Origin of the sequence: Citrobacter amalonaticus (genome assembly GCF_037053465.1) — a bacterium.
Taxonomy (GTDB): domain Bacteria; phylum Pseudomonadota; class Gammaproteobacteria; order Enterobacterales; family Enterobacteriaceae; genus Citrobacter_A; species Citrobacter_A amalonaticus_H.
In genome coordinates this window covers 23,189-49,498 of sequence record NZ_JBALIF010000006.1, presented here as the reverse complement: position 1 = coordinate 49,498, position 26,310 = coordinate 23,189, and the positions used below count along the sequence as shown (strand labels likewise).

26 protein-coding genes are annotated in these 26,310 nt (G+C 52.9%); 8 read left to right on the top strand and 18 right to left on the bottom strand.

All coding sequences use genetic code 11. The features are described from left to right. Positions 1-81: 81 nt before the first annotated feature. Positions 82-1,143 (bottom strand): YcjF family protein, encoded by a 1,062-nt coding sequence (locus WB371_RS11715; RefSeq protein ID WP_336220241.1) that lies wholly within the window; start codon positions 1,141-1,143, stop codon positions 82-84. Then, positions 1,140-2,537, bottom strand: coding sequence for a YcjX family protein (locus tag WB371_RS11710; RefSeq protein WP_336220240.1), 1,398 nt, complete (start codon positions 2,535-2,537; stop codon positions 1,140-1,142). The genes WB371_RS11715 and WB371_RS11710 overlap by 4 nt, the downstream gene beginning before the upstream one ends. 143 nt (positions 2,538-2,680) lie before the next feature. On the opposite strand from WB371_RS11710, the gene WB371_RS11705 reads away from it, so the two are divergent. Both WB371_RS11705 and WB371_RS11700 read left to right on the top strand, forming a co-directional pair. Further along, positions 2,681-3,472 carry a PhzF family phenazine biosynthesis protein gene (locus tag WB371_RS11705; protein WP_336220239.1) on the top strand — a complete coding sequence of 264 codons (792 nt, stop codon included), beginning with the start codon at positions 2,681-2,683 and terminating at the stop codon, positions 3,470-3,472. 170 nt (positions 3,473-3,642) lie between these two features. After that, positions 3,643-4,653 (top strand): LacI family DNA-binding transcriptional regulator, encoded by a 1,011-nt coding sequence (locus tag WB371_RS11700; RefSeq protein ID WP_336220238.1) that lies wholly within the window; start codon positions 3,643-3,645, stop codon positions 4,651-4,653. A gap of 135 nt (positions 4,654-4,788) precedes the next feature. On the opposite strand, the gene WB371_RS11695 is transcribed toward WB371_RS11700, so the two are convergent. The 15 genes from WB371_RS11695 to pspA form a co-directional block, all read right to left on the bottom strand. Then, complete coding sequence (locus WB371_RS11695; RefSeq protein ID WP_336220237.1) at positions 4,789-5,694, bottom strand: OmpG family monomeric porin; 906 nt, start codon at positions 5,692-5,694, stop codon at positions 4,789-4,791. Between the two features lie 74 nt (positions 5,695-5,768). Then, positions 5,769-6,848 (bottom strand): ABC transporter ATP-binding protein, encoded by a 1,080-nt coding sequence (locus WB371_RS11690; RefSeq protein ID WP_336220236.1) that lies wholly within the window; start codon positions 6,846-6,848, stop codon positions 5,769-5,771. A gap of 10 nt (positions 6,849-6,858) precedes the next feature. Then, positions 6,859-7,521, bottom strand: a complete 663-nt coding sequence (pgmB, locus tag WB371_RS11685; protein WP_336220235.1) for a beta-phosphoglucomutase — start codon at positions 7,519-7,521, stop codon at positions 6,859-6,861. An 11-nt stretch (positions 7,522-7,532) separates the two neighbouring features. Beyond that, positions 7,533-9,794 (bottom strand): glycoside hydrolase family 65 protein, encoded by a 2,262-nt coding sequence (locus WB371_RS11680; RefSeq protein ID WP_336220234.1) that lies wholly within the window; start codon positions 9,792-9,794, stop codon positions 7,533-7,535. Further along, positions 9,791-10,846, bottom strand: coding sequence for a Gfo/Idh/MocA family oxidoreductase (locus WB371_RS11675; RefSeq protein WP_336220233.1), 1,056 nt, complete (start codon positions 10,844-10,846; stop codon positions 9,791-9,793). The genes WB371_RS11680 and WB371_RS11675 overlap by 4 nt, the downstream gene beginning before the upstream one ends. Before the next feature lie 9 nt (positions 10,847-10,855). Further along, positions 10,856-11,644 carry a sugar phosphate isomerase/epimerase gene (locus WB371_RS11670; RefSeq protein ID WP_336220232.1) on the bottom strand — a complete coding sequence of 263 codons (789 nt, stop codon included), beginning with the start codon at positions 11,642-11,644 and terminating at the stop codon, positions 10,856-10,858. 19 nt (positions 11,645-11,663) lie between these two features. After that, positions 11,664-12,716, bottom strand: a complete 1,053-nt coding sequence (locus WB371_RS11665) for a zinc-binding alcohol dehydrogenase (RefSeq protein ID WP_336220231.1) — start codon at positions 12,714-12,716, stop codon at positions 11,664-11,666. Between the two features lie 28 nt (positions 12,717-12,744). Further along, positions 12,745-13,587 carry a carbohydrate ABC transporter permease gene (locus tag WB371_RS11660; RefSeq protein WP_336220230.1) on the bottom strand — a complete coding sequence of 281 codons (843 nt, stop codon included), beginning with the start codon at positions 13,585-13,587 and terminating at the stop codon, positions 12,745-12,747. Then, on the bottom strand, positions 13,574-14,455 hold the full coding sequence (locus tag WB371_RS11655; RefSeq protein WP_336220229.1) for a sugar ABC transporter permease: 882 nt from the start codon (positions 14,453-14,455) through the stop codon (positions 13,574-13,576). Before WB371_RS11655 ends, WB371_RS11660 begins: the two co-directional genes overlap by 14 nt. Before the next feature lie 20 nt (positions 14,456-14,475). Next, positions 14,476-15,768, bottom strand: coding sequence for an ABC transporter substrate-binding protein (locus WB371_RS11650; RefSeq protein ID WP_336220228.1), 1,293 nt, complete (start codon positions 15,766-15,768; stop codon positions 14,476-14,478). A 13-nt stretch (positions 15,769-15,781) separates the two neighbouring features. Then, entirely contained in the window at positions 15,782-17,491 is a 1,710-nt protein-coding gene (locus tag WB371_RS11645; RefSeq protein ID WP_336220227.1) for a sugar phosphorylase, read from the bottom strand. Positions 17,492-17,652: 161 nt separating this feature from the next. Beyond that, positions 17,653-17,877, bottom strand: coding sequence for a phage shock protein PspD (gene pspD, locus WB371_RS11640; protein WP_336220226.1), 225 nt, complete (start codon positions 17,875-17,877; stop codon positions 17,653-17,655). A gap of 18 nt (positions 17,878-17,895) precedes the next feature. Then, a complete protein-coding gene (gene pspC / locus WB371_RS11635) occupies positions 17,896-18,255 on the bottom strand; it encodes an envelope stress response membrane protein PspC (RefSeq protein WP_336220225.1) in 360 nt (119 codons plus the stop codon). Continuing rightward, on the bottom strand, positions 18,255-18,479 hold the full coding sequence (gene pspB / locus WB371_RS11630) for an envelope stress response membrane protein PspB (protein ID WP_336220224.1): 225 nt from the start codon (positions 18,477-18,479) through the stop codon (positions 18,255-18,257). Before pspB ends, pspC begins: the two co-directional genes overlap by 1 nt. A 52-nt stretch (positions 18,480-18,531) precedes the next feature. Beyond that, positions 18,532-19,200 carry a phage shock protein PspA gene (gene pspA / locus WB371_RS11625; RefSeq protein WP_336220223.1) on the bottom strand — a complete coding sequence of 223 codons (669 nt, stop codon included), beginning with the start codon at positions 19,198-19,200 and terminating at the stop codon, positions 18,532-18,534. 166 nt (positions 19,201-19,366) lie between these two features. Between pspA and pspF the strand changes: the two genes are divergently transcribed. The 6 genes from pspF to sapF all read left to right on the top strand — a co-directional run bounded on the left by pspF (position 19,367) and on the right by sapF (position 25,736). Next, positions 19,367-20,341 (top strand): phage shock protein operon transcriptional activator, encoded by a 975-nt coding sequence (pspF, locus tag WB371_RS11620; protein WP_336220222.1) that lies wholly within the window; start codon positions 19,367-19,369, stop codon positions 20,339-20,341. 112 nt (positions 20,342-20,453) lie between these two features. Beyond that, complete coding sequence (sapA, locus tag WB371_RS11615) at positions 20,454-22,097, top strand: ABC transporter substrate-binding protein SapA (RefSeq protein WP_336220221.1); 1,644 nt, start codon at positions 20,454-20,456, stop codon at positions 22,095-22,097. Continuing rightward, complete coding sequence (sapB, locus tag WB371_RS11610) at positions 22,094-23,059, top strand: peptide ABC transporter permease SapB (RefSeq protein ID WP_336220220.1); 966 nt, start codon at positions 22,094-22,096, stop codon at positions 23,057-23,059. The genes sapA and sapB overlap by 4 nt, the downstream gene beginning before the upstream one ends. Next, positions 23,046-23,936: a peptide ABC transporter permease SapC gene (gene sapC / locus WB371_RS11605; RefSeq protein ID WP_336220219.1), complete on the top strand. Its 891-nt coding sequence runs from the start codon at positions 23,046-23,048 to the stop codon at positions 23,934-23,936. Before sapB ends, sapC begins: the two co-directional genes overlap by 14 nt. Beyond that, positions 23,936-24,928: a peptide ABC transporter ATP-binding protein SapD gene (gene sapD, locus WB371_RS11600; RefSeq protein WP_336220218.1), complete on the top strand. Its 993-nt coding sequence runs from the start codon at positions 23,936-23,938 to the stop codon at positions 24,926-24,928. The genes sapC and sapD overlap by 1 nt, the downstream gene beginning before the upstream one ends. Before the next feature lies 1 nt (position 24,929). Then, positions 24,930-25,736, top strand: a complete 807-nt coding sequence (sapF, locus tag WB371_RS11595) for a peptide ABC transporter ATP-binding protein SapF (protein ID WP_336220217.1) — start codon at positions 24,930-24,932, stop codon at positions 25,734-25,736. Between the two features lie 58 nt (positions 25,737-25,794). Here sapF and WB371_RS11590 read toward each other — a convergent pair whose 3' ends face one another. Beyond that, on the bottom strand, positions 25,795-26,307 hold the full coding sequence (locus WB371_RS11590; RefSeq protein WP_336220216.1) for a fimbrial protein: 513 nt from the start codon (positions 26,305-26,307) through the stop codon (positions 25,795-25,797). Between the last annotated feature and the right edge of the window lie 3 nt (positions 26,308-26,310).

The window sequence follows — 26,310 nt, the reverse complement described above, 5'->3', positions numbered from 1 at the left end:
TTTCTGTCAACAAATATTGACAGCATGACGGAAAAACAGGCGTTTTGGCGTAAAGTTACGCGTTCAACGCCTGCTGTGTGATTACTTCTCTCGTGGAGCTGTATTTTTCTGCAGCGTTTCTTTGACCTGACCAATCAACTGACGGCGGAAATCACCCAGGCGCGGTTTGTCATCATCCAGCCACGGCAGCGGACGACAGAGTTCCATCGCTTTAATACCCAGACGCGCCGTTAACAGCCCTGCCCCAATCCCCTGCGCAGCACGGGTCGACAGGCGGGCAGCGAGATCCTGCGACATCCAGTCCATCCCCACTTCGCGCACCAGTTCACTGGCGCCCGCAAACGCGATATTGATAAGCACCAGACGGAACAAACGTAACCGGCTGTAGTAACCCAGCTCGATACCATACAGCGTGGCGATGCGGTTAATCAGCCGCAAATTACGCCAGGCGATAAAGGCCATATCCACCAGCGCCAGCGGACTGACTGCGATCATCAGCGTCGATTCCGCCGCACAGCGGCTGATTTCACGACGCGCCTGGGCATCCAGCACCGGTTGCACCAGATGGGCATACAGACTGACCACTTCACGATCGTTTTGCGTTTCATGAATTGAGGCATACCAGCGTTGCAGCGCCGGGTGCGACTGATCGATGCCAGCCTGTTGCGCCAGTTTCTCGCAGAACGCCCGACCTTTTCCGGTCCCATGACTGTGCAGGAGTTCGCGGGCTTCGTCACGCTCATGGGCGCGTTGGCGTAAACGCCACAGACGCCGCCATTCGGTTGCCACCGACCCGACGCCCGCGCCAATAATCAACGCCCCGGCCGCACATCCTCCGAGCGCGACCCAGTCCTGGGTTTGCCAGGCGTTCATCGTCCATTGCACGCCCTGCCCGACCACGCTTGCGCCAAACAGCGCCAGACCGCCCATCACCATCTTGCGCCACAAACTGCGCTTCGGGCGTAGCGCCGCATCAATTACCGCTTCAGCCTGCCCCTCTTCTTCCAGAGGTTCATCTACGGTGGCGGGGGCAAAAGTTTGCGCTTGCGCATCACTGAACGTTTGTTGTGCCTTAAATGCCGGCTTCTGCTCGACGTCGAGCGGACCGGCGAAATCAATCCGCGGTTTTAACGGCTCGCTCATCGCAATTTATCTCCTATCAAAAATTCCAGCGCAGCATCCAGTCGAATGTGCGGCAACGGCTTATCAACATCCATTATCTGCGGTCGAAACGCCTCAAACTGAAAACCCTGGCTGTCCCAGAATGCCTGTCCCGGCAGTCGTGCCGGAACTTCACCGGGATAAACCGTCAGCGGCAGGCCATCGCTTAGACGATTGCCGCGTAACGCCGGGATCTTCTCACCGTTAACGTCAATCAGTCCGCTGGTTGTTGCCTGCACGGAAGCGAGCCCCAGACAATCCATGCTGATGCCCTCAAATGCTGCGTTTTGCCAGGCATCCTGAATCAGTTGTTGTAGCAGGGATACCATGTTGGCGTGCTGATCAATTGTGACATGGTCCGCCTTGGTCGCGGCAAACAGTAGTTTGTCGATGACCGGCGAAAACAGCCGACGAAACAGCGTACGCTGACCATAATGGAAACTTTGCATCAACTGGGCTAAGGCGAGACGCATGTCGTTGAACGCCTGCGGCCCGCTGTTGAGCGGCTGCAGGCAATCCACCAGCACAATCTGGCGGTCGAAACGCAGGAAGTGGTTTTTATAGAACCCTTTCACCACCTTTTCGCAATAGTAATTAAAACGCTCCCGCAGCATCCCGGCGTTAGTGTGTTTATCTGCCTGTGCCAGTTTTGATTCACCCCACGCGTCCACATCCGGCCACGGAAAGAATTGCAGTGCCGGGGCGCCAGCCATATCGCCGGGCAGGACAAACCGCCCCGGTTGAATGAAATGCAACCCCTGCTGCTTGCACTGGTGCAAATAGTCCGTCCAGGCAGCGGCGATATCTGCGAGACGATTCTCATCGGCGGGCGCTAAGGGATCCAGCCCCTCGGTCATCTGCCGCCACTTCGCCGACCACGCTGCGCGTTGTCCGGTCAACAGTCCGGTCATTTGCCGCGACCAGCTCAGGTAATCCTGCGCCAGCATCGGCAGGTCAAGCAGCCATTCCCCGGGATAATCGACGATCTCCAGATAGAGCGTGGAGGTCTCTTTAAAATGGCGCAGTAGCGAATCATTGGATTTGTAGCGCAGCGCAAGACGGATTTCGCTGACACCCCGGGTGGGCGTCGGCCACGTGGGCGGATCGCCGTAGAGCTGTGCCAGTCCTTCATCGTAGGTAAAACGCGGGATGCCAAAATCACGTTGCGGCACACGCTTTACACCAAGAAGGCGCTCTTCCCGTACCGCGCTTAACAGAGGCAATCGTGCGCCCGCGTGGATATTGAGCAACTGATTAACCATCGCGGTAATAAAAGCGGTTTTTCCGCTCCGGCTCAACCCGGTTACCGCAAGGCGCAAATGCCTGTCTACGCCGCGATTGACCAGCGCATTGAGTTCAGTAGTGAGTCTCTTCATCGCCATCCCGTTGTGCCTGAAGACCAGAAAAAAGTATAACGCATGGCTTTTTATATGGGGTCAGGTCGTTGATATTCAACCGTGTTGTCAGACCGAGGCGTGATAGAGTGTCTCCACCCCGAGTGAAATAAAGAGGTTTAGCCATGCAACAAATCGATTTTTACATGGTGGATGCGTTTACTACCACCACGTTTGGTGGCAATGCCGCGGCAGTCTGTCCCCTGAGCGAGTGGTTACCCGATGAAACATTGCTGAAAATGGCGAAGCAGCATAACCAGTCTGAAACCGCTTATTTCGTCGCAACAGATAAGGGTTTTGAACTGCGCTGGTTTACCACTCAGGGGGAAATCAATCTGTGTGGACATGCCACACTCGCCGCCGCGCACGTTATCTTTCAGCATCTCGATTATCCTGACGCGGTTATTCATTTTGCTACCCGCTTTGTCGGCCCACTGAACGTAACCCGCAACGGCGACTGGCTGACGCTGGATTTTCCGGCATGGCAAACCGATCCCGTTGCGCCACCGTCTTTATTGCCCGAAGCGCTGGGGATTCAGCAATGGAAAGAGGTGCGCGTCGCGCGGGATTATCTGGTCGTGCTGGAGAGTCAACAGCAGGTCATGTCGTTACGTCCTGACATCAATGCCATGCTGCCTTTAGGGAAAATGGTGTGTGTAACGGCCCCGGGCGATGGAGACTATGATTTTGTCAGCCGTTTTTTCTGTCCGGGTGAAGCCGTTGCCGAAGATCCTGTCACCGGTTCAGCGCACAGTATGCTCATTCCTTACTGGGCGGAAAAACGCAATAAAGCGGTGATGTTAGCCTGGCAGGGACTTGAGCGTGGCGGTGTGCTACGTTGCCAGTACGGCGGTGACCGGGTTTACATCAGTGGGCAAGCCACAACGTATCTGATCGGGAAAATCTTGTTGCACTGAACACCGCTCATATTTTCAGCGTATCAATAACAAAGCGCGTGCGGATAGTTTAGAAAAAATACCCCACGCCTGTTCAGCCCTGCGCTGCACAATTAACCACGCTGTGTTGTCATTAGGGAGCTAACTTCATAAGATGTAGGGTATTAACTCTCCGATGGAGTTTCAGGACTATGTCCCCCACTATTTATGATATTGCCCGCGTGGCGGGTGTATCAAAATCGACAGTCTCACGCGTACTGAACAAGCAAACAAACATTTCACCGGAAGCGCGGGAAAAGGTATTGCGCGCGATCGATGAATTGCAGTACCAACCCAATAAGCTGGCCCGCGCCCTGACCTCCTCAGGTTTCGATGCCATTATGGTTATTTCCACGCGTTCTGCCAAAACGACCGCCGGAAATCCGTTCTTCTCGGAAGTGCTGCACGCCATTACCGCGAAAGCGGAAGAAGAAGGTTTCGATGTGATATTGCAAACCTCGCGGAGTACCGAAGATGACCTGCAAAAGTGCGAGAGCAAAATTAAGCAGAAGATGATCAAAGGGATTATCATGCTCAGTTCGCCAGCGGATGAGTCATTTTTCGCGCGGCTGGATAAATACGATATTCCGGTGGTGGTGATTGGTAAGGTTGAAGGTGAATATCATCATGTCTATTCGGTCGATACGGATAATTACCGTGACAGTATTGCGCTCACGGACGCATTGATTAACCGTGGTCATCGCCATATCGCCTGTTTACACGCTCCGCTTGAATACCATGTTTCAGTCGATCGGGTTAACGGCTATAAAGCCAGCCTGACTGCGCATAGTATTGCGGTGCGTGACGAATGGATTATTGATGGTGGCTACACCCATGAAAGCGCGCTCTGTGCCGCCAGAAAACTGTTAACCAGCGCCGAATTACCTGACGCGGTATTCGCTACAGACAGTTTAAAACTGATGAGCTTATATCGCGCTGCGGCTGAATTAGCTATTTCTATTCCTCAGCAACTTGCCGTGGTCGGTTACAGTAATGAAATGTTGTCATTTATTTTAAACCCCGCCCCCGACGGGATTGATATTCCAACGCAGGAGTTGGGTGAAGAGAGTTGCGCCCTGCTTTTCAGGTTAATCCGTGGCAAAAAGGGGCAGCAGAATATTACGGTGAAAACACAACTTTCCCTTACGGGAGCGCTGGCATAACAATTTGGCCCAGAAACTGCTGAAATAGATGAAATGCCCGATGACGCAAGCTTATCGGCCCTACAAGGTTGTATAACGAATTAATATTACCATCTTATATCAACAATCTGCGGGGCACTATCTGCCCCGCTATCGTTAAAATGCGTAGTTAACCCCTACGCCCGCATAATGGAATCTGTCGCTTTCACCTTCATCATGGTCTTCCCACTCATAGGCATATTCCAGGGTCATTGATAGCCCATTCTGAAAGTCATACGCGTACTGTAATCCCAGACGGTCGAAATTGTGCCCTTCACGCTCCGGATCGTCCCGCCAGTCCCAGTTTGTCCAGCGGTCGAGGCCAATACGGGTATAGGGCGTCAACGTAGTATTGCCAAGCGAGATGGGTAAATACGCACGGATCTCCTGGGTTGAAAACTCGCCATTATCACGGTGATCGGCAAGGTTAAAGCCGCGCTCCAGGTAATAGTTAACCGTCAGCCCAACCGTTTCATTAAAGGTATAATTCAGCCCGGTTTCGCTTTCGACACGACTGTCCGAATAGCCTGTGGTACTCAGATCGTTCACAAACTGGTACATCGCAAACCAGCCACTAAAACGTAAGTCATCAGTGAGTTTCACATTCCAGTCCGGCTGGACTTTCCAGCGCTGCATATTAGCCGTGTCTTTCCCTGGTTCATTCACATAGTGATAACCGTAGTTACGCAGACCGCCGGTTAAGCCAAAGCTGAAATCGTCGCTGTCTAAAACCTGATAGCGAACTTCCAGTTCCGGGCGATCAAACCAGGTGCCACGTTTACCAGCGCTATAATCGACCGGTCCTTCCTGATAATAGGCCAGCGATATTTTCCACGGACCGTTTGCGGCATTAAAATACACCGAAGGTTCGCCAAGTCCGTCCATATCTTCGCCATAGCCTTCGACGTTTTCAATTTCGTACATGGCGCCGATATTAAAATGCCAGTCGTTGTTTTCAGCGGCCTGCACGCAGGGTATGGTTGCGCCCAGCAATAGCGCTGTAGAGGTCAGTAAGGTTTTCATTTTTATTCCTTGTGAAATTTCAAAAAATATAAAATGTTGTTAAAACCAGGGGTTTCCCCCCGGATAAATTATTATTAAATTGCGAGTTCAGTTTCCATATCGAAGAAATGGCATTTCGCCATATCAAAATGGATAGTAATGTTATCTCCTGCTGAATAGTCATTTACCGCACCGGCACGGACGACCAACTCATGCCCCCCAATGGTGGTGTACAGCATAAACTCAGCGCCCGTCAGCTCTGCGACGCTGATTTTCGCAGGTACACTATTTAACTCTTTAGATTCAGGATGAATATCTTCCGGACGAATCCCCATGACAACGGCTTTATGTTCATACCCTTTCGTTTTTAATATTTTTAATTTATCTTCCGGGAGCGTTAATTTAAGGGTTTCAGTAACAAATTTATCGCCATCAAGCGTGCCACGGATAAAATTCATCGCCGGAGAGCCAATAAAACCGGCAACAAACATATTTGCGGGCTGGTGATAAACCCTTTTTGGCGCCCCTACCTGCTGAACAATACCGTCTTTCATAATCACGATCCGCGTCGCCATCGTCATCGCTTCCGTCTGGTCATGCGTCACGTAGATCATGGTGGTATTCAATTTCTGATGCAGTTTGCTGATCTCGGCACGCATCTGCACCCGCAGTTTGGCATCAAGATTCGACAACGGCTCGTCCATCAGAAACACACCCGCTTCCCGGACAATCGCGCGTCCGAGAGCCACACGCTGGCGCTGTCCTCCAGACAACGCGCCGGGTTTACGCTTCAGATAGTCGCGCAGACCAAGAATTTGCGCCGCCCAGTTAACGCGTTCGTCGATGGTGGCGGCCTCTATCTTTTGCATCTTCAGACCGAACGCCATGTTGTCGTAAACGGTCATGTGTGGATACAGCGCGTAGTTCTGAAAGACCATCGCAATATTGCGCGCCTTTGCGGGAACATCGTTCATCCGCTTGCCGTCGATCAGGAGTTCGCCAGCGCTTATCTCCTCAAGCCCGGCAATCATGCGCAGGGTCGTCGATTTACCGCATCCTGACGGACCGACAAAAACGATGAACTCTTTATCTTCAATGTCCAGGTTAAAATCTTTCACCACATGCACCTGGTTGTCATAGATTTTTTGAATATGCTGTAACGAAAGCTGTGCCATGTTGATTCCTTTATTTGTCGTGTTGCCAGAAAGTCGATAACCGTGACCACGTCAGACATTCCGTTGTCGGTAGCAGCAAGTCTGCGCCGGTTAAGTTGACACCAATCCCCACGGAGCGCATGCCACAGGCATTGATCGCCTCAACACCCGCCTGCGCATCCTCGATCCCAATACATTCACGGGGGTTAACATCCAGACCGCGGCACGCCGCCAGAAAAATCTCTGGATCGGGTTTTGAGCGCTGGATTTGTGCGGCATCGGCGCAAAAATCAAACCAGGGCGTCAACTGTAACGCCTGTAAGATCGCAGGGGCATTTAGCGAGACCGACGCCAGTCCCGTTTTGATCCGCTCCGTGCGTAATGCCTGAAGCAGTTCCCGAATACCGGGCAATACCGCATTTGGTGTCAACGTTTGAAGTGAATCGACGTACAACGCATTTTTGCGCGCGGCAATCTTGTCGCACTCAGCCTGGGTGAAAACGCCCTCTTTTCCGCCGTGGCGCAAAATACGCCGCAGCGACTCCGGGCGACTGATGCCCTTCAGGGTGTCGTTAAACGCCTCATCAATTCCAATACCCAGCTCTGTGGCGACCTGCCGCCAGGCCAGAAAATGCAAATGGGCGGTATCGGTAATCACACCATCGAGATCAAAAATAACGGCCTGTGGTTTCATTCATCCTCCCGCTAGGTGGTAGCGGTCCCATTGGCAGATAAAATAAAATCGGCCCATGAAACGTGGTATTCGTTCGCCACGGTAACGGGCTTCCCCTTCAGAAACAGCGTCACTGGCGCTGAACTTTCAATATGGACATCCTGATGCGTCAGGGAAACGGAGAGTTCACTTCCCTGCCAGCCAAGAGGAAACGTCAGTTGCTGCCACTCATCAGGCAGAGCCGGATTGAAATGCAACTCGCCGTTACACACCTGTACGCCAGCAAATCCCTGAATCGCCCCCAGCCAGATGGCCCCCGTTGCGGCAGCGTGGATGCCGTCATCGCAACTGTGCGGATCATCGCCAAGATCGATCTGTGCGCCATCGAGCCAGAACTGATACCCCTGACGGGTATTCCCGCAACGCGCAGCCACAATCCCGTGGATGGCTTTGCTTAAAGAGGAGTCATGAATGGTCCGCGGCTCATAGAAATTCAGGTTCGCCTGGCAGACATCCGGGGTGAAAAGCTCCGGGAGCATATACATCAGCATTACCACATCCGCCTGTTTCAGGATTTGCATCTCGTTGACTTCCGCCCGCGAGTAATCCAGCAGAATCGTTTGCTTTCCGGCCTTTGCCTTGTACTTTGCCAGGTCAATCACAGGCTTGCTGAGGAACGTATCGTCCTGGGGCAAAATGCCGTCTTTTTGCCGTTCCGGTCGCCAGAGGTGCTGCAAAAAGTGCTCCGCGCGCGCGATAAACGCCTCATCCGTAACACCAAAACGACGGGCGAAACAGAGCGCCTGCATCACGTTGTAATACGCCATGTAGTTGGTGAAGGCATTGTTATTGACATGTTCGGTGTACTCATCCGGGCCAATGACATCATGAATTTCAAGCCGGCCATTCACCTCAACGGCACGGCTGATCCAGAACCGCGCTGTTTCCAGCAACAGCGTGAGCCCTTCGCGGGACATGAATTGCTCATCACCTGTCGCCTGCCAGTAATTCACCACAGCCCAGGCGATATCAGCCACCAGATGATGTTCCGCCAGGGCGGAAGCGACCTTCTGACGTAAACCGGTTCGAATATTGATGGCGGCGAATTCTGGCGTCTCCTCCTCTCCGCTGCGCGCGCTTTCCCACGGAAACAGCGCACCCTGCCAGCCGTTCGTGCGTGCCTTTTTGCGTGCTCCCGCCAGATTACGCCAACGATAACGCAGTAAGTTTCTCGCAATCGCCGGTTCAGTGAGCAGATGAAAAGGCAACAGGAACACTTCGGTATCCCAGAAAACATGGCCCTTATACCCCTCACCGGTCATGCCCTTTGCGCCGATACTGCAACGCTCATCATGAACAGGCGTCATGATACGCAGATGATAAAGCGCAAAATCCAGCGCTCGCTGATCCTCTTCGTTGACGCTGCTCACCTGGACCCGATGATGCTGCCACCAGTTTCGCCAGTTAGCCGCCGATTGCGCCAGCAGCGCCTGGTAACCCTGAGCAGCACAGGCCTCAAGACGCCTGAGTCCCTGCTGTCCCCAGGTGTCGAGTGACACATCGCGTCCTGTTGTCCATTCCAGCCATGTCAGTTTTTCCAGCGTCAGTCGTTCACCCGCTTTCACCTGCGCGTGAGTATGCTGCATCAGCCGTCGTTCTTTTGCCGTGAAGCAGGGATGCGCTTCCCCGTTGACGGAACAGTGTGTCGAAACGGAGATATCGCTCGCGCCATCCTGGGTTGTGTAGATCCCCTGCAGCAAATGCTGACCGAAGACCCGCACCTGTGCTTCATCCAGATGTTGACGACCATGGTTGGTCATGGTCGCGTCGATACCGGTGGAGAGTGTTATGGTGGCATCGCCATCAAGGGGCGTAATGGATAATGTCATCGCCAGCAATGGCAACTGTTCAGCCGAGGCGAAACGGCGACTTTCAATGGCATATCGCGCCCCGTCCGGCGCACGCCAGATAAGCGACCGCACCAGCTCTGCGCCAGAGAAGTCAATTTCACGCTGCCAGTGTTCAAGTGTTCCGGCAAGTAAAGTAAAAGCCTCGCCGTTCAGGAAGATGTCAACACCGGTCACATCCGGCAAATTCACCATTTCGGTGATATCGCCCTTTCCCGCACGATGATACAACCCCGCCAGATACATCCCCCGCGTTTGTTGGGTGTAGGCCTCCTCGTGGCTGCCACGAATACCCATATAGCCGTTACCCACGGTCATTAATGAGGCGTATTTATTCAACTGTTGTGGGCAAAATCCCGGTTCTGATAATTTGACTGGTTTGCTCATAGTTCCACACACATCCCTGTTTCGGCAGACTGATAAAGCGCGGCCACCAGTTGCTGTATCACGAATCCTTGCTCGGCATCTGCGATGGTGACGGGGGCGCCCTGCACATGGTTTACAAAGGCCTCCATACTGCGGAAATGGCGCTGATCGTCAGCCTGCTCACGCGTAAAAAGCGTCTCCAGTTCGCCATTGCGATCGGTGTACACCTGGGCGGGAAACAGGGTGGCACCCGCTTTATCGCCACAAAAATTCACATTCATAATGGATTGTTCGGGAATATTCAGCGCAAAGGAGGTTTCCAGACGCAGTATGCTGCCGTTATGAAACTCAATGGTGCCAAAGAGCGAATCCTCAACGGTATAGGTTGACGGATCCCACTCACCAAATTGTCCACAATGTTTCTGTGTCCCGATTTTCTGGAAACTGTGCGCCCATACCCGCTTCACCAACGGGAAGCCCAGGACATACATCGCCGCGTCGAGCATATGGACGCCCAGATCGATCAGCGGCCCGCCGCCCTGTAAGGCTTTATTGGTGAAAACACCCCACCCGGGTACGCCGCAGCGACGAAGCGCTCTGGCGTTGGTCACATAAATTTCGCCGAGCACACCTGCCATGACCTGCTCGCGCAGCAGTTGTGTATCCAGGGCAAAACGGTGGTGAAAATCATAGGCCAGCACTTTGCCCATCCGACGCGCGGTCTTGCACATGGTCAGTGCCTGTTGCGCCGTCATCGCGGGCGGCTTTTCGCACAGGACATGACAACCCGCTTCTAACGCCAGCAGGGTGTGTTCAAAGTGGAAGCGATTTGGCGAACAGACGCTGACGATATCGGGCTTCACCGTCTGTAACATCACCTGCGGATCTTCCCAGGCCTGCGCTGAACCGTATTTCTCCGCCAGCGCATGTGCCTGAGACAGGCGGCTGTCACAGACAGCCACCAGTTCCAGATCCTCACGCGTGCCGTAATACGAAGCATGAACCTTATCCGCAACCTGCCCGGCGCCAATAATGGCGACGCGCAGCGGAGGACGTTTCATTGCACTTTTCACGGCAACCTCTTAGCAGGTACGCAGCCAGGCCAAAGACTGACGGTAGGCTTCAGGCAGATTGTCTGCGCGCACCCGACCTTCATACACCACATACCCCTGGTAATTATCTTCGCGCAGCTGATCAAACAGTCGGTGGAAGTTCAGGGTGCCAGTACCTGGCTGATAGCGGTGGTTGTCCGCGATATGCACGTGCCCCAGCAGGTCGCGGTTGTCGTGCAGCGCTTTCGCCATGTCATCTTCTTCGATATTCATGTGATAGAAATCGCCGATGATTTTCACATGTTCCAGCGCATTTTCTACGATGTAACGACGCGCATCCGCCAGGGTGTTGATCATGTGATCCTGATAACGGTTGAGCGGCTCCAGATAAACAGTTGTTCCTGTGCGCGCCGCCACCTTGTCCAGATAGCGTAACGAATCGCTGACCGCTTTTCGGTCGCCCTCCAGACTGCGCGGCGACGTCATAGGCGGCAGACGGAAGGTAAACATGCCCCATGCAGCGGGAACGATAATGCCTTTTCCTCCCACTTCCGCCAGCGCTTCAAGAATACGTTCAATCTGCCGGAGGCCATTGAGACGACGTTCTTCGATGAAATCGCCAATCCAGCCGTCATAGCCGCCGCAGGCGGTCGTCACCGGCAGGCCCGTTTCTTTGATCGCCGCTTTGACTTCCGCAAGGTTGTTAACCAGCAGTTTGCCGTCAATTTCAAAACCATCAAAACCCATCTCTTTGATATAGCGAAATTTCTCCAGAATATTTTCCGGGAAAAATGCCTGATTCTGTGTGCCGATTTTCATCTGTTATCTTCCCTGACGATTAAAAGGTGACGCCCATTTTGATGCTCTGCTCCGGATGTCTGTCGACATACTGCATATAGCTTTCCGGACTGTTGGCGAAGGTCACCACCGGATCGATGAGATCTTCACAGTTCAGATAACCGTTCATCAGCAGTTCCCAGCAGGTCTCTTCGATACGCTTGCGGCTCCAGCGCGGATAGTCCGGGTTCGGTTCACTACAGGCGCGGGAGAAGACAATTTTGGCGTTATTAAAATGCGCTTCGCGTCCCAGGTTAAAGCCTTCAGCAAACGGCTTGGCAAACGCGACGTAGGAGATGGTGCCGCCGTAGGCCAGCCCGCGCAGCGCCGACTGCAGGGCATCCGCAAAGCCGCTGGTTTCGATTATCACGTCCGCGCCCTGCTTGCCGGTGAGTGCTTTGATCTCTTTACCGACATCCATTCCGGTGGGGTTCATACAGTAGTCAGCGCCATGACGACGGGCAATTTCACAGCGATGGCTAATCGGGTCAACGCCAATCACAATGGACGCGCCTGCTTTTTTCGCCAGTTGTACGGCTATCTGGCCGATGGCGCCCAGGCCGACAATAACGACAAAATCCCCTACACGCACATTGGCGTCGCGCACGCCACTCATGGCGAACTGGGCCGGGTCATAGCAGACGGCATTTTTCCATGAACTTCCCTGCGGCATTTTGCGCAGTTTATAGTTGTTTACCGCGTTAATAATCACCGTTTCAGAAAGCGGGGCGTAACCGCATACGCGATCGCCGACGGCATACTCCGTCACGTCGCTGCCGCGTTCAATAATGTCGCCAACAATCATATTGCCGAGCTGGAATTTACCGAATTCAATGCCGCGAGGCGCATCTTTTGGACGCGGCATAAACATCTGCCATTCGCCGTTAAAATCTTCATCAATAAACGGACTGGCGGCGCGGAAATCCACCACTTCGGTCCCATGTTTTGGCGCGCCATAGACCGCTTTGATGCGAACTTCATTGGCGCTGATTGGACGATCGTCATACTCCACCAGCGCCGCAACACGCGGTGCAGTCGCTACTAACTTTTTCATTTACAACTCCTTGATTAAACAGGCCGCTTTAGCCCTTCACGCCACCAGCGGTCAACCCACTCTTAATAAAACGTTCCGAAAGCGCATACATGATGACGACCGGTAGTGCCGTCACCAGCGACGCCGCCATCATGCGTCCCCAGATATAATCCGGCGTGCTGAACAACGCATTCAGACCGACGGGTAAGGTGAAATTGCTGGCGCTGGAGAGGAAAATCGAAGCAAACAGATAGTCGTTCCAGGCCACCATAAAGCAGTAGACAAACACCGAGACCAGCCCGGACATTGCCAGCGGCACAGTGATGCGGAAGATAATTTGCAGGCGGTTCAGGCCATCCATCATCGCCGCTTCTTCTATTTCATCCGGGATCGTGTCGAAATAGCTTTTCAACATGAACACGGCGGTAGGTAACGTCTGGGTCACCATAGTGACAATCAGCGCCATTTCGGTGTCATAAATGCCCAGTGCGGTGATGATTTTGAACAACGGCACCACCAGCAAAATGCCGGAAAACATATACACGGTGTAGAAACTGGCATTAATGGTCATCCGTCCCTTGAAGCGCAAACGCGAGAGCGCGTAGGCACCAAGTACGCCAAGGAATACCGCCACCGCCGACGAGACGACGGACACCACCAGGCTGTTACGGAAATAATCGACAAAGGGAAAAATCAGCGGATTAAAAATGTCGATATAGTGCTCCAGCGTCCACTCCTGCGGTAACAACGTGGGATGGAGCGATATCGCCTCTTTCGCACTCTTAAACGACGTCATCAGCATCACGAAAAAGGGAAACAGCGTGATAATCAAAAAGACGATCAATCCGCAGTAAAAGCCGATACGTTCTAACTTGCGCTTATTTGTTGCCATTGAGGTTCACCCGTTTTCTGGTCAGCAGGATGACAGCGAAAATAATGACGAAGAGCACCACAGAGATCGCCGCAGCTTTTCCTAAGTCATTAAAGGCAAAGGCTGTTTTATAGAGATACACCCCGAGAATATCGACTTTAGTGGTCAGCAGATAAACGTCGGCAAACATGTAAAACATCCATATAGTGCGTAACGTCACCACGGTAGCCAGCACAGGCATAATGGCGGGCAGCGTCACGATCCGAAAACGTTGCCAGACATTCGCCCCATCCATTTCGGCGGCTTCATACAGCGATTTATCGATAGTCTGTAAAATCGCCAGGAACGAAATGAAGGCATACGGGAAGTAGCGCCAGATAGCGAACAACACCACCAGAACGAAGCTGCTGCCGGGGTTGTCGAACCACAGCGGCGCCTGATCGTAAAGATGCAGAAGATCGACCCCGAGATAATTCACGATGCCGTAACCGCTGTTGAACATGTATTTCCACGCGAAAACCAGCGAAATCGAGGGCGTGACATAGGAGAGGATCACCAGTGAACGCGCCGTTTTACGCAGACGAAACTCGCGGTTAAAAAACAGCGCCACGCCCAGCCCGAGTACCGTGCTTCCCAGCACAACCAGTGCGGTATACCAGACCGTCATCCACAACGAATGCCAGAAGCCGGGATCGGATAAAATACGGGTGTAGTTGCTCAACCCGATAAAGGTGGCCTCAAATCGCGGATTAAGCGGCAGGCGCATAAAACTGATTTCAATATTCGATATCATCGGCCAGACCACCAGACCGCCCAGCAACAGCAAGCTGGGCGCCAGTAGCAACATGGCAAATGGCATATCAGAGCGACCTGAAAAGAACCTTTTCATCACGGCGTTCCATTTCCCTGTTAGCGTTGCTCGATAAGGTCATCCAGCTTTTTCTGGCTTGCCTTGATGGTTGCAGGAAGATCGGCCTTGCCAACCGTGACGTTATGCACCATCGAACTCACCACGCCGGAACCGGTGACATCCCCCATGCGGGTAAAGTTCTTATCGCCCACCGCGCCAAACACCTGGATGTGAGGTAACTCGGCAATCAGTTGATCTGGCAAGGTTCCTAGTGCTTTGATCACCGGGTTATCTTTCCATGTCGCGGTTCCCACCACGGCTTTATTCACTGGCAGCGCCGCGCCAGGCGACATCATGACCCAGTCAGCGATGTTGTCCGCCTGCTCCATAAACGCGACAAACTTCTCAGCCGCTTCGGTCTCTTCAGTCTTCTGACCCGCGGTGATGGTGAGCGAAGTCAACATACCGTATACCGCCGCGCTCTTTTCTGTCGGCACCACAAAGCCTACATTTTGCGGATTACCCTCTTTGATCACCGCAGGAAGGATATAGGTGGAATACATCGCCATTGGCGCCGTGCCGTTCATGAACGCATCTTTCACCTCCATGATGTCGTTAGAACCCGGCATCGTGTTGGCGGCAAGCGCCCGGTAAAACGCCAGCGCTTCAGTCATTTCTGGCGTGTCGAGGGTAATTTTTCCCTGGGCGTCAAACACGTTGGCCTGATTGGAAAGCGCAAACTGCGAGAAAGACTGCTCGGTCAGTACACTCTCCGCCGTCGGCAGCGCAATGCCATATTTCTTCTTCGCCGGATCGTTAAGTTTTTGCGCGACATTGAGCAAGTCATGCCAGTTTTTAGGTTCCGGCAGGCCGGACTGTGCAAGTATGTCTTTGCGATACCAGATACCCCCGATCCACGCGCTGACCGGTACACCTGTCCACGCTTCGCCATCTTCGGTACGCACAATGCGCAACACGCCGTCATAGAATGCCGACTCGCCCACCTCATGGATCACATTCGCCACCGCATCACGGTCGATAAGCGATTCTTTGTCCATCACTTTGGCGTAGTCATGACTGGTTTCGATGACTTCCGGTAAAGCGCCGCTTCGCGCCAGGGTAATGACTTTCGTGTTGTAAGCATCTTCTTCCACTGGCACCTGTTTTACGCTGATCCCCGGATTCGCTTTTTCGAAGCGTTCGATCAGTTTCGTAATCACGGCCTGGCGTTCCTGTTCCACCGAGGAGTGCATAAATTCAATTGAAACAGGGGCGGATTTATCGTCCTTACATCCTGAAATCAGGGCGCAGGAAACCAGTGCTGATAACAGCACAATTTTCGTTTTGAGCATCAGACGTTCCTTTTTATTTTTTAATCCACATAATCTGCCAGGGGCGCAGCGTTATTTCCCCATCCAGAATATTCGCTTCACTGATAAGGTCAAATCCCTGTTGACCGTTGTAAGTTATCGTTTGATTTTTATCGCTGACATTAAATAAAGCAGTGACACTTTCTCCTGTATCCGTTTCACGCTTAATTTGCATCACGGCAGGCGTAATAGTGTTTATCGCAAAAAAGCTATCCGGGTGAAAGGCTTTATGGTGGCGTCGAAGTTTTATAAGCCGGGATAACTCATGATATACATGATGACGTAACGTATTATTATCTTCCAGCTCAGCCGAGATACTTTCAGCGTCATATTTTTTACGATTAATCGCCCGGTTATATCCCAGCGTCTTCACACCCTCATAATCATTTCGCGATCCCATAACGCTTTGAATATAAATAGCAGGAACGCCAGGAAAACTGAGCAAAATAGCATGCGCAAGTAAAAAACGGTTGAGTCGTTCGTCGTCACTGGCGCGCTGAGGACTGAGCGCATCCATATAAGTCACATTAATTTCATAGGGACTGCGCGTACCGTCAGGATTATTTTTCCAGTTAACGAGCGCCCCTTCCTGTTGTAAATCGGCCACCAGATTTAAAATTTCCTCTTCCGGTAACAGACCGCGCAGTGGGTTAAGCCCAATCCCATCATGGGAAGCAAGAAAGTTAAACCAGGTGGTCTGTCGGGAAGGTAATTGTAATGACGTGGCCCAGGCACATAGCGTCGACACGTCCTGGCGGTGAATGGCATGTAATACCAATGGCGGCAGCGAAAATTGATACACCATCTGCGCCTCATCTTTACCATTGCCGAAATACGAAATATTGTCCCGATGCGGAACGTTGGTTTCTGTAATGATGACCGTTCCTGGTGCGACTTCATCGGCAATTGCGCGGAACAGTTTGATTAACTGGTGGGTTTTCGGCAAATGAATGCACGACGTGCCAGGCTCTTTCCACATGAAGCCCACGGCGTCCAGTCGGACATAATCGGCCCCTTTTTCCAGATAGGTCAGCAAGACATCAATCATCGCGAGCAGAACGTCAGGATTCGCATAGTTAAGGTCAATCTGATCGTCACTGAAAGTGGTCCAGAGATGCCGTACCGTATTATCTTTCAGCGTAAACGGGGTCAACAGCGGGAGTGCGCGTGGCCGCGTAACGGCGCTGAGATCAATGTCGGGATGGATGGAAATAAAGAAATCATCATATTCAGGATTCTGATTTAAATAGTTTTTGAACCATTCGCTTTTCGCCGACATATGGTTGCAGACAAAATCAAACATCTGTCTGCTGGAATGCCCCAACTCATCAATATCCTTCCACTCCCCTGTTTCCTTCCCGACCTGATGATAATCAATCACTGAGAATCCATCATCGGACGACCATGGATAAAAAGGTAATAAATGAACATGAGAAAATAGGGTTTCCAGCCATTGCCGATAAAACAGATTAAACGTCGGCAGCGGCTTGCGGTTATGACTGCGAAATTGATCGGCATAGGTAATCAGAACCACATCACCCTCATCCCAATGCAGTTTGCGCCTTTTATTAATTAAACGACAAGACTTATCTATGCGCGCCTTTAGCACTTCATAGTGACGCACTGTAAATGTCTCGCCATAGATATCTCTCAGGTAACACTGTATTTTCTGACTCACTTTACTTTTCCGTGGTAGCGGTCCCATGACAAAAGAGACTACTCCCGCAAAAATTACCTGTCAATGCAGCAAAGGGGGAATTACCAGAGAATTAAAAGCAATTGCGCAGCCCAACAATCGTATTTGTGAGCTGCCGCAAATTAATAAGCCAGATGTGATTTAATTGTTACGATAATAACCGATAGCGGTTAACGACCAGCGTAGCGTTTTGAGAGCGTCGCCGCCATACGGCTCAATAACGGTTCCAGCGCCAACGCCAGCAACATTTTCAGTGGACGTCGGGCGACGGATTTCACCGCCCACCCAGCAACTCCAGCCGGGCCATAGCGCAGCGCAGTCAGAAGCACCAGTTTTCCTGCGATTTTGATGCCGGGTTTTACTTTCTGCCCGGCACGTTGCCAGCGATTATTCATCTCAGCCCTCTTAATGACTTACAACTGACGGAAGCGGCTACGTAAAGTAAACGCGTCCGAGGTGACATAACGTTCCATTTCACGCAAACGCTTCTCGCCTGCGGCCAGTTCTTTATCGACGATATCTAACAGTTCACCGCTGGTCGGCTGCTGCTCTCCTGCGGCCAGGTCATCCGGCATCGGATCAAGCACAAACGACAAAATGAGGTAGGCGACCAGCGTAAAAAAAGCCAGTCCAAAGAAGACAGACAGCACCACCAGGATGCGCACCAGCTTGACCGGCACATCCAGATATTGCGCGATCCCGGCACACACACCCCGCACCATCCCCTTCTGCGGGATGCGCCACAATTTTTTATTCAGATCAATTCCGCTCATTAGCGATCCCTCCAGTTTGGATGTTCCGCATCAAGAATGGCCTCCAGCGCCTGGATACGTTCACGCATGCGCTGCGCGTCGTCAGTCAACTGGACTAAACGTTGCTGTTCGCTTTGCGATAAATCCCCCCGACTGGAACGGTTGTTGTAATGCAGCCATAACCAAATCGGTAAGACAAACAGCACGAAAATGGTTAACGGAATGGCCAGAAATAGCGCGCTCATGAGTACTCCTTACAGGTGATGATCGGCGGCGCCTGGGCACCGCCAGATTTTATTATTGCTTGTCTTGCTGCATTTTCGCTTTCAGTTGCGCCAGTTGTTCACTGATTTCATCATCCGCTTTCAGGTCGGCAAACTGTTGATCCAGCGTTTTTTGCTTGCCAAAATTGTGGCTTTCCGCCTCAGCTTCCATGTGATCGATACGGCGTTCGAACGATTCAAAACGCGCCATCGCTTCGTCCAGCTTACCGCTGTCAAGCTGGCGACGCACGTCACGTGACGAATTTGCCGCCTGATGGCGCAGAGTCAGCGCCTGCTGACGAGCGCGAGTTTCGCTGAGTTTATTTTCCAGCTCACCAATCTCTTTTTTCATGCGCGTCAGCGTGTCATCCACCAGCGTCACTTCATGCTCCAGAGAAGCAATCAGGTCGGTCAGCTTCTGTTTTTCGATCAGCGCAGCGCGCGCCAGATCCTCTTTCTCTTTACGTAACGCCAGTTCAGCTTTTTCCTGCCACTCTGCCTGCTGCGTCGTGGCCTGCTCAATGCGGCGTGATAACTGTTTCTTTTCCGCCAGTGCGCGTGCTGAGTTAGAACGCACTTCAACCAGCGTATCTTCCATTTCCTGAATCATCAGACGAACCAGCTTTTGCGGATCTTCCGCTTTTTCAAGCAGTGCGTTGATGTTGGCATTCACGATGTCGGCGAAACGAGAAAAAATACCCATAATTCAATCCTCACATTTTTGATGTCGGGCGATGCCCTGCTGATTCTCTAATACAATCCGCGTGCCAACTTTTTAACAAATTGATTTTAATTAATATTCATCGTTTTACCTTAACCAACAAACAGGGTAAAGTGGTGAAATACACTAACAAGTGGTGAAATTCATCATGGCCGAATATAAAGATAATCTGTTAGGGGAAGCGAACAGCTTTCTGGAAGTGCTGGAACAGGTTTCCCGCCTGGCGCCGCTGGATAAGCCCGTGCTGATTATCGGCGAACGCGGAACAGGGAAAGAGCTGATAGCCAACCGTCTGCACTACCTCTCCTCTCGCTGGCAAGGTCCGTTTATTTCACTTAACTGCGCCGCGTTGAACGAAAACCTGCTCGACAGTGAGCTGTTCGGCCATGAAGCCGGCGCGTTTACCGGCGCGCAAAAGCGTCACCCAGGACGTTTCGAACGCGCCGATGGCGGCACGCTGTTTCTGGATGAACTGGCCACCGCCCCTATGCTGGTGCAGGAAAAACTGCTCAGGGTGATTGAGTATGGCGAACTCGAACGCGTCGGCGGCAGCCAGCCTTTACAGGTGAATGTGCGTCTGGTTTGCGCCACTAACGCCGATCTCCCGGCAATGGTCAAAGCAGGAACTTTCCGCGCCGATCTGCTCGACAGGCTGGCGTTTGATGTTGTGCAACTGCCGCCGCTACGAGAACGACAGGCGGATATCATGCTCATGGCAGACCATTTTGCTATTCAGATGTGCCGTGAAATTCGTTTGCCCCTCTTCCCTGGCTTCTCCCCACACGCCAGAGAGATGCTGCTGAATTACACCTGGCCGGGAAACATACGTGAACTGAAGAACGTGGTGGAACGCTCGGTGTATCGCCATGGCACCAGCGATGCGCCACTGGATGACATTGTTATTGATCCTTTTCAGCGACAAACCATTAAAAGCGAGGGGGTGGAAACGACGACAACCGGCCCCTCTCTGCCCCTCGATTTACGTGAATTTCAGCAGCAACAGGAGAAAGCGTTGCTGCAAACCAGTCTGCAACAGGCAAAATTTAACCAGAAGCGGGCGGCAGAACTGCTGGGTCTGACCTATCACCAGTTGCGCGCACTGCTCAAAAAACATCAGATTTAGCGCGTCCTTCTGCATAATTGCGCATATTTACGTCAGTCGCCCGCAGACATTTGTACCTGGCGGGCGATAGTGCGATACACTTTGCAAATCGAATCTAAAAACCTTAAAAATTATGCGCCTGGTTTTATCGTCTCTGATCGTGATGGCTGGACTCCTGGGTGGTCAGGCTGTTGCTGCGCCTGAAATGCCTTCGCGTGAAGATATCCGCGGCAGCGGCTTTGTCTATTGCGTGAGTGGACAGGTCAACACCTTCAATCCACAGAAAGCAAGCAGCGGGCTGATTGTCGACACGCTTGCGGCACAACTTTATGACCGACTTCTCGATGTCGATCCTTATACCTATCGCCTGGTGCCAGAACTGGCTGAACGCTGGGAGGTGCTGGACAACGGCGCCACTTACCGTTTCCACCTGCGAAGTGACGTGCCGTTTCAGAAAACCGCGTGGTTTACCCCGACGCGTAAACTGAACGCCGACGACGTGGTGTTCACCTTTCAGCGCATCTTTGATCGCAAACACCCGTGGCATAACGTTAATGGCAGCAATTTCCCCTATTTCGACAGTCTGCAATTTGCCGACAACGTACAAAGCGTGCGCAAACTCGACAATAACACCGTTGAATTTCGCCTGACGCAGCCGGATGCCTCTTTCTTATGGCATCTGGCAACGCACTACGCTTCGGTGATGTCCGCCGAGTATGCAGCCCAGCTAACAAAGCAGGATCGTCAGGAGTTGCTCGATCGCCAGCCGGTTGGCACCGGCCCATTTCAGCTTTCCGAATATCGCGCCGGGCAATTTATCCGTCTGCAGCGCCATGAAAAATTCTGGCGTGGTACACCGCTGATGCCGCAGGTGGTTGTGGATTTAGGTTCCGGTGGAACCGGTCGTCTGTCAAAACTGCTCACCGGCGAATGTGACGTACTGGCCTGGCCTGCCGCCAGTCAGCTAACGATCCTGCGCGACGATCCGCGCCTGCGTCTGACGCTGCGCCCGGGGATGAACATCGCCTACCTCGCCTTTAACACCGACAAACCGCCGCTGAATAATCCGGCGGTTCGCCATGCACTGGCGCTGTCCATTAATAACCAGCGTCTGATGCAGTCTATCTATTACGGCACCGCAGAAACAGCGGCCTCAATTTTACCTCGCGCCTCGTGGGCATATGACAACGAAGCTAAAATTACAGAATACAATCCGGCCAAATCCCGCGAGCAATTAAAGGCGCTGGGCCTGGAAAACCTGACGCTCCAACTGTGGGTACCCACCAGCTCACAGGCCTGGAACCCCAGCCCGCTGAAAACTGCCGAGCTTATCCAGGCGGATTTGGCGCAGGTGGGCGTAAAAGTGGTGATTGTGCCGGTTGAAGGTCGCTTTCAGGAGGCGCGGTTGATGGACATGAACCATGATCTGACGTTGTCCGGCTGGGCAACCGACAGTAACGATCCGGACAGTTTCTTCCGCCCGCTGCTCAGCTGTGCGGCCATCAATTCGCAAACCAATTTCGCCCACTGGTGTAATCCGGAGTTCGACAGCGTGCTTCGTAAGGCGCTCTCTTCTCAGCAACTTTCCGCCCGCATCGATGCTTACGATGAAGCGCAGAACATTCTCGCCAAAGAATTACCTATTCTGCCGCTTGCCTCGTCATTACGTTTGCAGGCCTATCGTTACGATATTAAAGGTCTGGTGCTGAGTCCGTTTGGTAGCGCCTCTTTCGCGGGGGTGTCGCGCGAGAAAAACGATGAGGTGAAAAAACCATGATTATCTTCACCCTGCGTCGTTTGCTGTTGCTGATGGTTACCCTGTTTTTTCTGACCTTTATCGGCTTCAGCCTCAGCTATTTCACTCCCCATGCGCCGCTACAGGGCGCATCGTTGTGGAATGCCTGGGTATTCTGGTTCAATGGTCTCATTCACTGGGATTTTGGTGTTTCGAGCATCAATGGACAGCTTATCTCCGAACAGCTAAAAGAGGTGTTCCCGGCCACTATGGAGCTGTGTACGCTGGCATTCGGTTTTGCGTTGATGGTTGGCATCCCGGTGGGAATGCTGGCGGGGATCACCCGTAACAAATGGCAAGATCACCTCATCAGCGCCCTCGCCCTGCTTGGTTTTTCTATTCCGGTATTCTGGCTGGCGCTCCTGCTGACGCTTTTCTTTTCGCTTACGCTCGGCTGGCTGCCCGTTTCGGGGCGTTTTGATCTGCTCTACGAGGTCAAGCCTGTCACCGGTCTTGCCCTTGTCGATGCCTGGATTTCTGATTCCCCCTGGCGTGATGAGATGCTGATGAGCGCCTTACGGCATATGGTCTTGCCCGTGCTGACGCTGGCGGTGGCGCCGACCACTGAGGTGATTCGCCTGATGCGCATCAGTACCATCGAAGTGTTTGATCAAAACTATGTTAAAGCGGCGGCGACGCGGGGTCTGTCGCGCTTTACCATTCTGCGCCGTCATGTGCTGCATAACGCCCTGCCGCCGGTTATTCCACGTCTCGGCCTGCAATTTTCAACCATGCTGACGCTGGCGATGATTACCGAGATGGTCTTTAGCTGGCCGGGACTTGGCCGCTGGCTGATTTACGCGATTCGCCAACAGGATTACGCCGCCATTTCCGCCGGTGTGATGGTGGTGGGTTCGCTGGTTATCATCGTTAACGTAATATCCGATATTTTGGGTGCTATGGCTAACCCTCTGAAACATAAGGAATGGTATGCCTTACGATAGCGTTTATAGCGAAAAGCGACCGCCGGGTACGCTGCGCACCGCATGGCGCAAATTTTATGGTGATACCACCGCGATGATCGGTCTGTATGGCTGCGCGGGGCTGGTGGTGTTGTGCCTGTTTGGCGGCTGGTTTGCGCCCTATGGCATCGATCAGCAATTTCTCGGCTATCAACTGCTGCCGCCTTCTTGGTCGCGCTATGGCGAAGTCTCTTTCTTTCTCGGTACTGACGATCTTGGCCGCGATGTACTCAGCCGACTGCTGAGTGGCGCGGCCCCTACCGTCGGCGGCGCGTTTATTGTGACCGTGGCTGCCACGCTGTGTGGTTTGCTGCTCGGCGTGGTGGCCGGCGCGACGCACGGTCTGCGCTCTGCCGTGCTGAACCATATCCTGGATACGCTGTTATCAATTCCGTCTCTGCTACTGGCGATTATTGTGGTCGCCTTCGCCGGACCGCATTTGACCCATGCTATGTTTGCCGTCTGGCTGGCGCTGCTGCCGCGCATGGTCCGTTCGGTCTACAGCATGGTCCACGATGAGCTGGAAAAAGAGTATGTTATCGCCGCACGCCTTGATGGCGCCTCCACGCTGAATATTCTCTGGTTCGCCATTCTGCCCAACATTACCGCGGGCCTTATCACTGAAATCACGCGCGCGCTGTCGATGGCTATCCTCGATATCGCCGCGCTGGGCTTTCTCGATCTTGGCGCGCAACTCCCCTCTCCGGAATGGGGTGCAATGCTGGGCGATGCACTGGAACTGATCTATGTTGCGCCGTGGACCGTCATGCTGCCCGGCGCGGCGATCATGATCAGCGTCCTGCTGGTAAATCTGTTGGGTGACGGGATCCGTCGCGCCATTATTGCGGGGGTGGAATAATGCCATTACTGGATATCCGCAACCTGACGATTGAGTTCAAAACGGGCGAAGAGTGGGTTAAAGCCGTTGACCGCGTCAGTATGACGCTCAGCGAAGGTGAAATTCGTGGGCTGGTGGGTGAGTCCGGCTCCGGCAAGAGCTTAATAGCCAAAGCCATCTGCGGCGTTGCCAAAGATAACTGGCGCGTTACCGCCGACCGTATGCGTTTTGACGATATCGACCTGCTGCGCCTCTCTGCGCGCGAACGCCGTAAGCTGGTGGGACATAACGTCTCGATGATCTTCCAGGAGCCGCAGTCGTGTCTCGATCCCTCAGAGCGGGTGGGCCGTCAGTTGATGCAAAACATTCCGGCCTGGACCTACAAAGGCCGCTGGTGGCAACGCATTGGCTGGAGAAAACGTCGCGCGATAGAACTGTTGCACCGTGTCGGTATTAAAGATCACAAGGACGCGATGCGTAGCTTCCCCTATGAGTTGACCGAGGGTGAATGCCAAAAGGTGATGATTGCCATTGCGCTGGCCAATCAGCCGCGTCTGTTGATCGCCGACGAGCCGACTAACGCCATGGAACCCACCACGCAGGCGCAAATCTTCCGCCTGCTGACGCGACTGAACCAGAACAGTAATACCACTATTCTGCTGATCAGCCATGACCTGCAAATGCTCAGCCAGTGGGCGGACAAAATCAACGTTCTGTACTGTGGTCAGACGGTGGAAACCGCCCCCAGCAAAGAGCTGGTAACGACGCCACATCACCCGTATACCCAGGCGTTGATCCGCGCCATTCCTGATTTTGGCAGCGCCATGCCGCACAAAAGTCGTCTTAATACGATGCCCGGAGCCATTCCTTTGCTGGAACAATTACCTATCGGCTGCCGCCTGGGTCCACGCTGTCCCTACGCGCAGCGAGAATGTATTGAAACGCCGCGTCTGACCGGTGCAAAGAATCATCTCTACGCCTGTCATTTCCCGTTAAACATGGAGAGTGAGTGACATGGTCGAGACGTTGCTTGAAGTGCGCAATCTGAGTAAAACGTTCCGCTACCGGACTGGCTGGTTTCGCCGTCAGACCGTTGAGGCGGTAAAGCCGCTGAGTTTTACGCTGCGCGAGCGCCAGACGCTGGCGATCATTGGTGAAAACGGCTCCGGGAAATCTACCCTGGCAAAAATGCTGGCAGGTATGGTTGAACCCACCAGCGGTGAGTTGCTGATTGATGACACTCCCCTTAACTTTGGCGATTATTCGTTTCGCAGCCAGCGTATCCGTATGATTTTCCAGGATCCGTCAACGTCGCTTAACCCGCGCCAGCGTATTTCGCAAATCCTCGATTTTCCATTGCGCCTGAATACGGATCTTGACCCGGAACAGCGGCGTAAACAGATTATTGAGACCATGCGTATGGTGGGATTGCTGCCCGATCACGTCAGCTACTACCCGCACATGCTGGCGCCGGGGCAAAAACAGCGTCTGGGCCTTGCGCGTGCATTAATCCTGCGTCCGAAAGTGATTATTGCCGATGAAGCGCTGGCGTCGCTCGATATGTCGATGCGTTCGCAGTTAATCAATCTGATGCTGGAATTGCAGGAGAAACAGGGTATCTCTTATATTTACGTCACCCAGCATCTGGGCATGATGAAGCACATCAGCGATCAGGTGCTGGTGATGCACCAGGGGGAAGTTGTCGAGCGCGGCAGTACCGCAGACGTTCTGGCCTCCCCGCTGCATGAACTGACCAAACGACTCATCGCGGGTCACTTTGGTGAGGCACTGACCGCAGATGCGTGGCGGAAAGACAGGTAAACTAAAGAGGCGAGAATTCTCGCCTCTTTAATATTACCTGAACTGAACCAGACAATAATTACTGATATACAAACGTGGCTGTGACGGTTGAAATAATTGTTCCCGGCGTTACGCCGCCATTTTTTGTATAGGCACGCGCTCGCAGGGCATAGGAATAAGCGTTGTTCGCTATATTTCCAGTGATTGACTTTCCGTCCCCAAGCAGATCGCCAGCCTGACTTTGCAACTGGACAGCGATATTATTGGCTGTTCCGGTGCTCGCATACATATCCGCCGGATTATTGGTATCCGCTGAACCATGCATCGTCATGGTGGCTTTAGTTGTTCCGGCCGGGCATGACGTCAGGTTGATATTAAAATTAACCCATGCTGTTGATGAACCCGCAGTGGATAAATCCGATGCCTGAAGGTTCTGGCCTAAATCCACAGATTTCGTCACGCTGTCGCTGCTAATCTGGCAAGGTGAAGCAACCACATTGCCCATAATATACAGCGTGACCGGATCGGCGGCATAAGCTGCGGACATTCCCGTCAGTATTGCGCTAACCGCGGCTATTTTAAATTTATTCATAAT

Coding starts and splice junctions, on each gene's coding strand:
- WB371_RS11715 (WP_336220241.1), bottom strand. CDS start 1,143: ATGAGCGAGCCGTTAAAACCGCGGATTGATTTCGCCGGTCCGCTCGAC.
- WB371_RS11710 (WP_336220240.1), bottom strand. CDS start 2,537: ATGAAGAGACTCACTACTGAACTCAATGCGCTGGTCAATCGCGGCGTA.
- WB371_RS11705 (WP_336220239.1), top strand. CDS start 2,681: ATGCAACAAATCGATTTTTACATGGTGGATGCGTTTACTACCACCACG.
- WB371_RS11700 (WP_336220238.1), top strand. CDS start 3,643: ATGTCCCCCACTATTTATGATATTGCCCGCGTGGCGGGTGTATCAAAA.
- WB371_RS11695 (WP_336220237.1), bottom strand. CDS start 5,694: ATGAAAACCTTACTGACCTCTACAGCGCTATTGCTGGGCGCAACCATA.
- WB371_RS11690 (WP_336220236.1), bottom strand. CDS start 6,848: ATGGCACAGCTTTCGTTACAGCATATTCAAAAAATCTATGACAACCAG.
- pgmB (WP_336220235.1), bottom strand. CDS start 7,521: ATGAAACCACAGGCCGTTATTTTTGATCTCGATGGTGTGATTACCGAT.
- WB371_RS11680 (WP_336220234.1), bottom strand. CDS start 9,794: ATGAGCAAACCAGTCAAATTATCAGAACCGGGATTTTGCCCACAACAG.
- WB371_RS11670 (WP_336220232.1), bottom strand. CDS start 11,644: ATGAAAATCGGCACACAGAATCAGGCATTTTTCCCGGAAAATATTCTG.
- WB371_RS11665 (WP_336220231.1), bottom strand. CDS start 12,716: ATGAAAAAGTTAGTAGCGACTGCACCGCGTGTTGCGGCGCTGGTGGAG.
- WB371_RS11660 (WP_336220230.1), bottom strand. CDS start 13,587: ATGGCAACAAATAAGCGCAAGTTAGAACGTATCGGCTTTTACTGCGGA.
- WB371_RS11655 (WP_336220229.1), bottom strand. CDS start 14,455: ATGAAAAGGTTCTTTTCAGGTCGCTCTGATATGCCATTTGCCATGTTG.
- WB371_RS11650 (WP_336220228.1), bottom strand. CDS start 15,768: ATGCTCAAAACGAAAATTGTGCTGTTATCAGCACTGGTTTCCTGCGCC.
- WB371_RS11645 (WP_336220227.1), bottom strand. CDS start 17,491: ATGGGACCGCTACCACGGAAAAGTAAAGTGAGTCAGAAAATACAGTGT.
- pspD (WP_336220226.1), bottom strand. CDS start 17,877: ATGAATAATCGCTGGCAACGTGCCGGGCAGAAAGTAAAACCCGGCATC.
- pspC (WP_336220225.1), bottom strand. CDS start 18,255: ATGAGCGGAATTGATCTGAATAAAAAATTGTGGCGCATCCCGCAGAAG.
- pspB (WP_336220224.1), bottom strand. CDS start 18,479: ATGAGCGCGCTATTTCTGGCCATTCCGTTAACCATTTTCGTGCTGTTT.
- pspA (WP_336220223.1), bottom strand. CDS start 19,200: ATGGGTATTTTTTCTCGTTTCGCCGACATCGTGAATGCCAACATCAAC.
- pspF (WP_336220222.1), top strand. CDS start 19,367: ATGGCCGAATATAAAGATAATCTGTTAGGGGAAGCGAACAGCTTTCTG.
- sapA (WP_336220221.1), top strand. CDS start 20,454: ATGCGCCTGGTTTTATCGTCTCTGATCGTGATGGCTGGACTCCTGGGT.
- sapB (WP_336220220.1), top strand. CDS start 22,094: ATGATTATCTTCACCCTGCGTCGTTTGCTGTTGCTGATGGTTACCCTG.
- sapC (WP_336220219.1), top strand. CDS start 23,046: ATGCCTTACGATAGCGTTTATAGCGAAAAGCGACCGCCGGGTACGCTG.
- sapD (WP_336220218.1), top strand. CDS start 23,936: ATGCCATTACTGGATATCCGCAACCTGACGATTGAGTTCAAAACGGGC.
- sapF (WP_336220217.1), top strand. CDS start 24,930: ATGGTCGAGACGTTGCTTGAAGTGCGCAATCTGAGTAAAACGTTCCGC.
- WB371_RS11590 (WP_336220216.1), bottom strand. CDS start 26,307: ATGAATAAATTTAAAATAGCCGCGGTTAGCGCAATACTGACGGGAATG.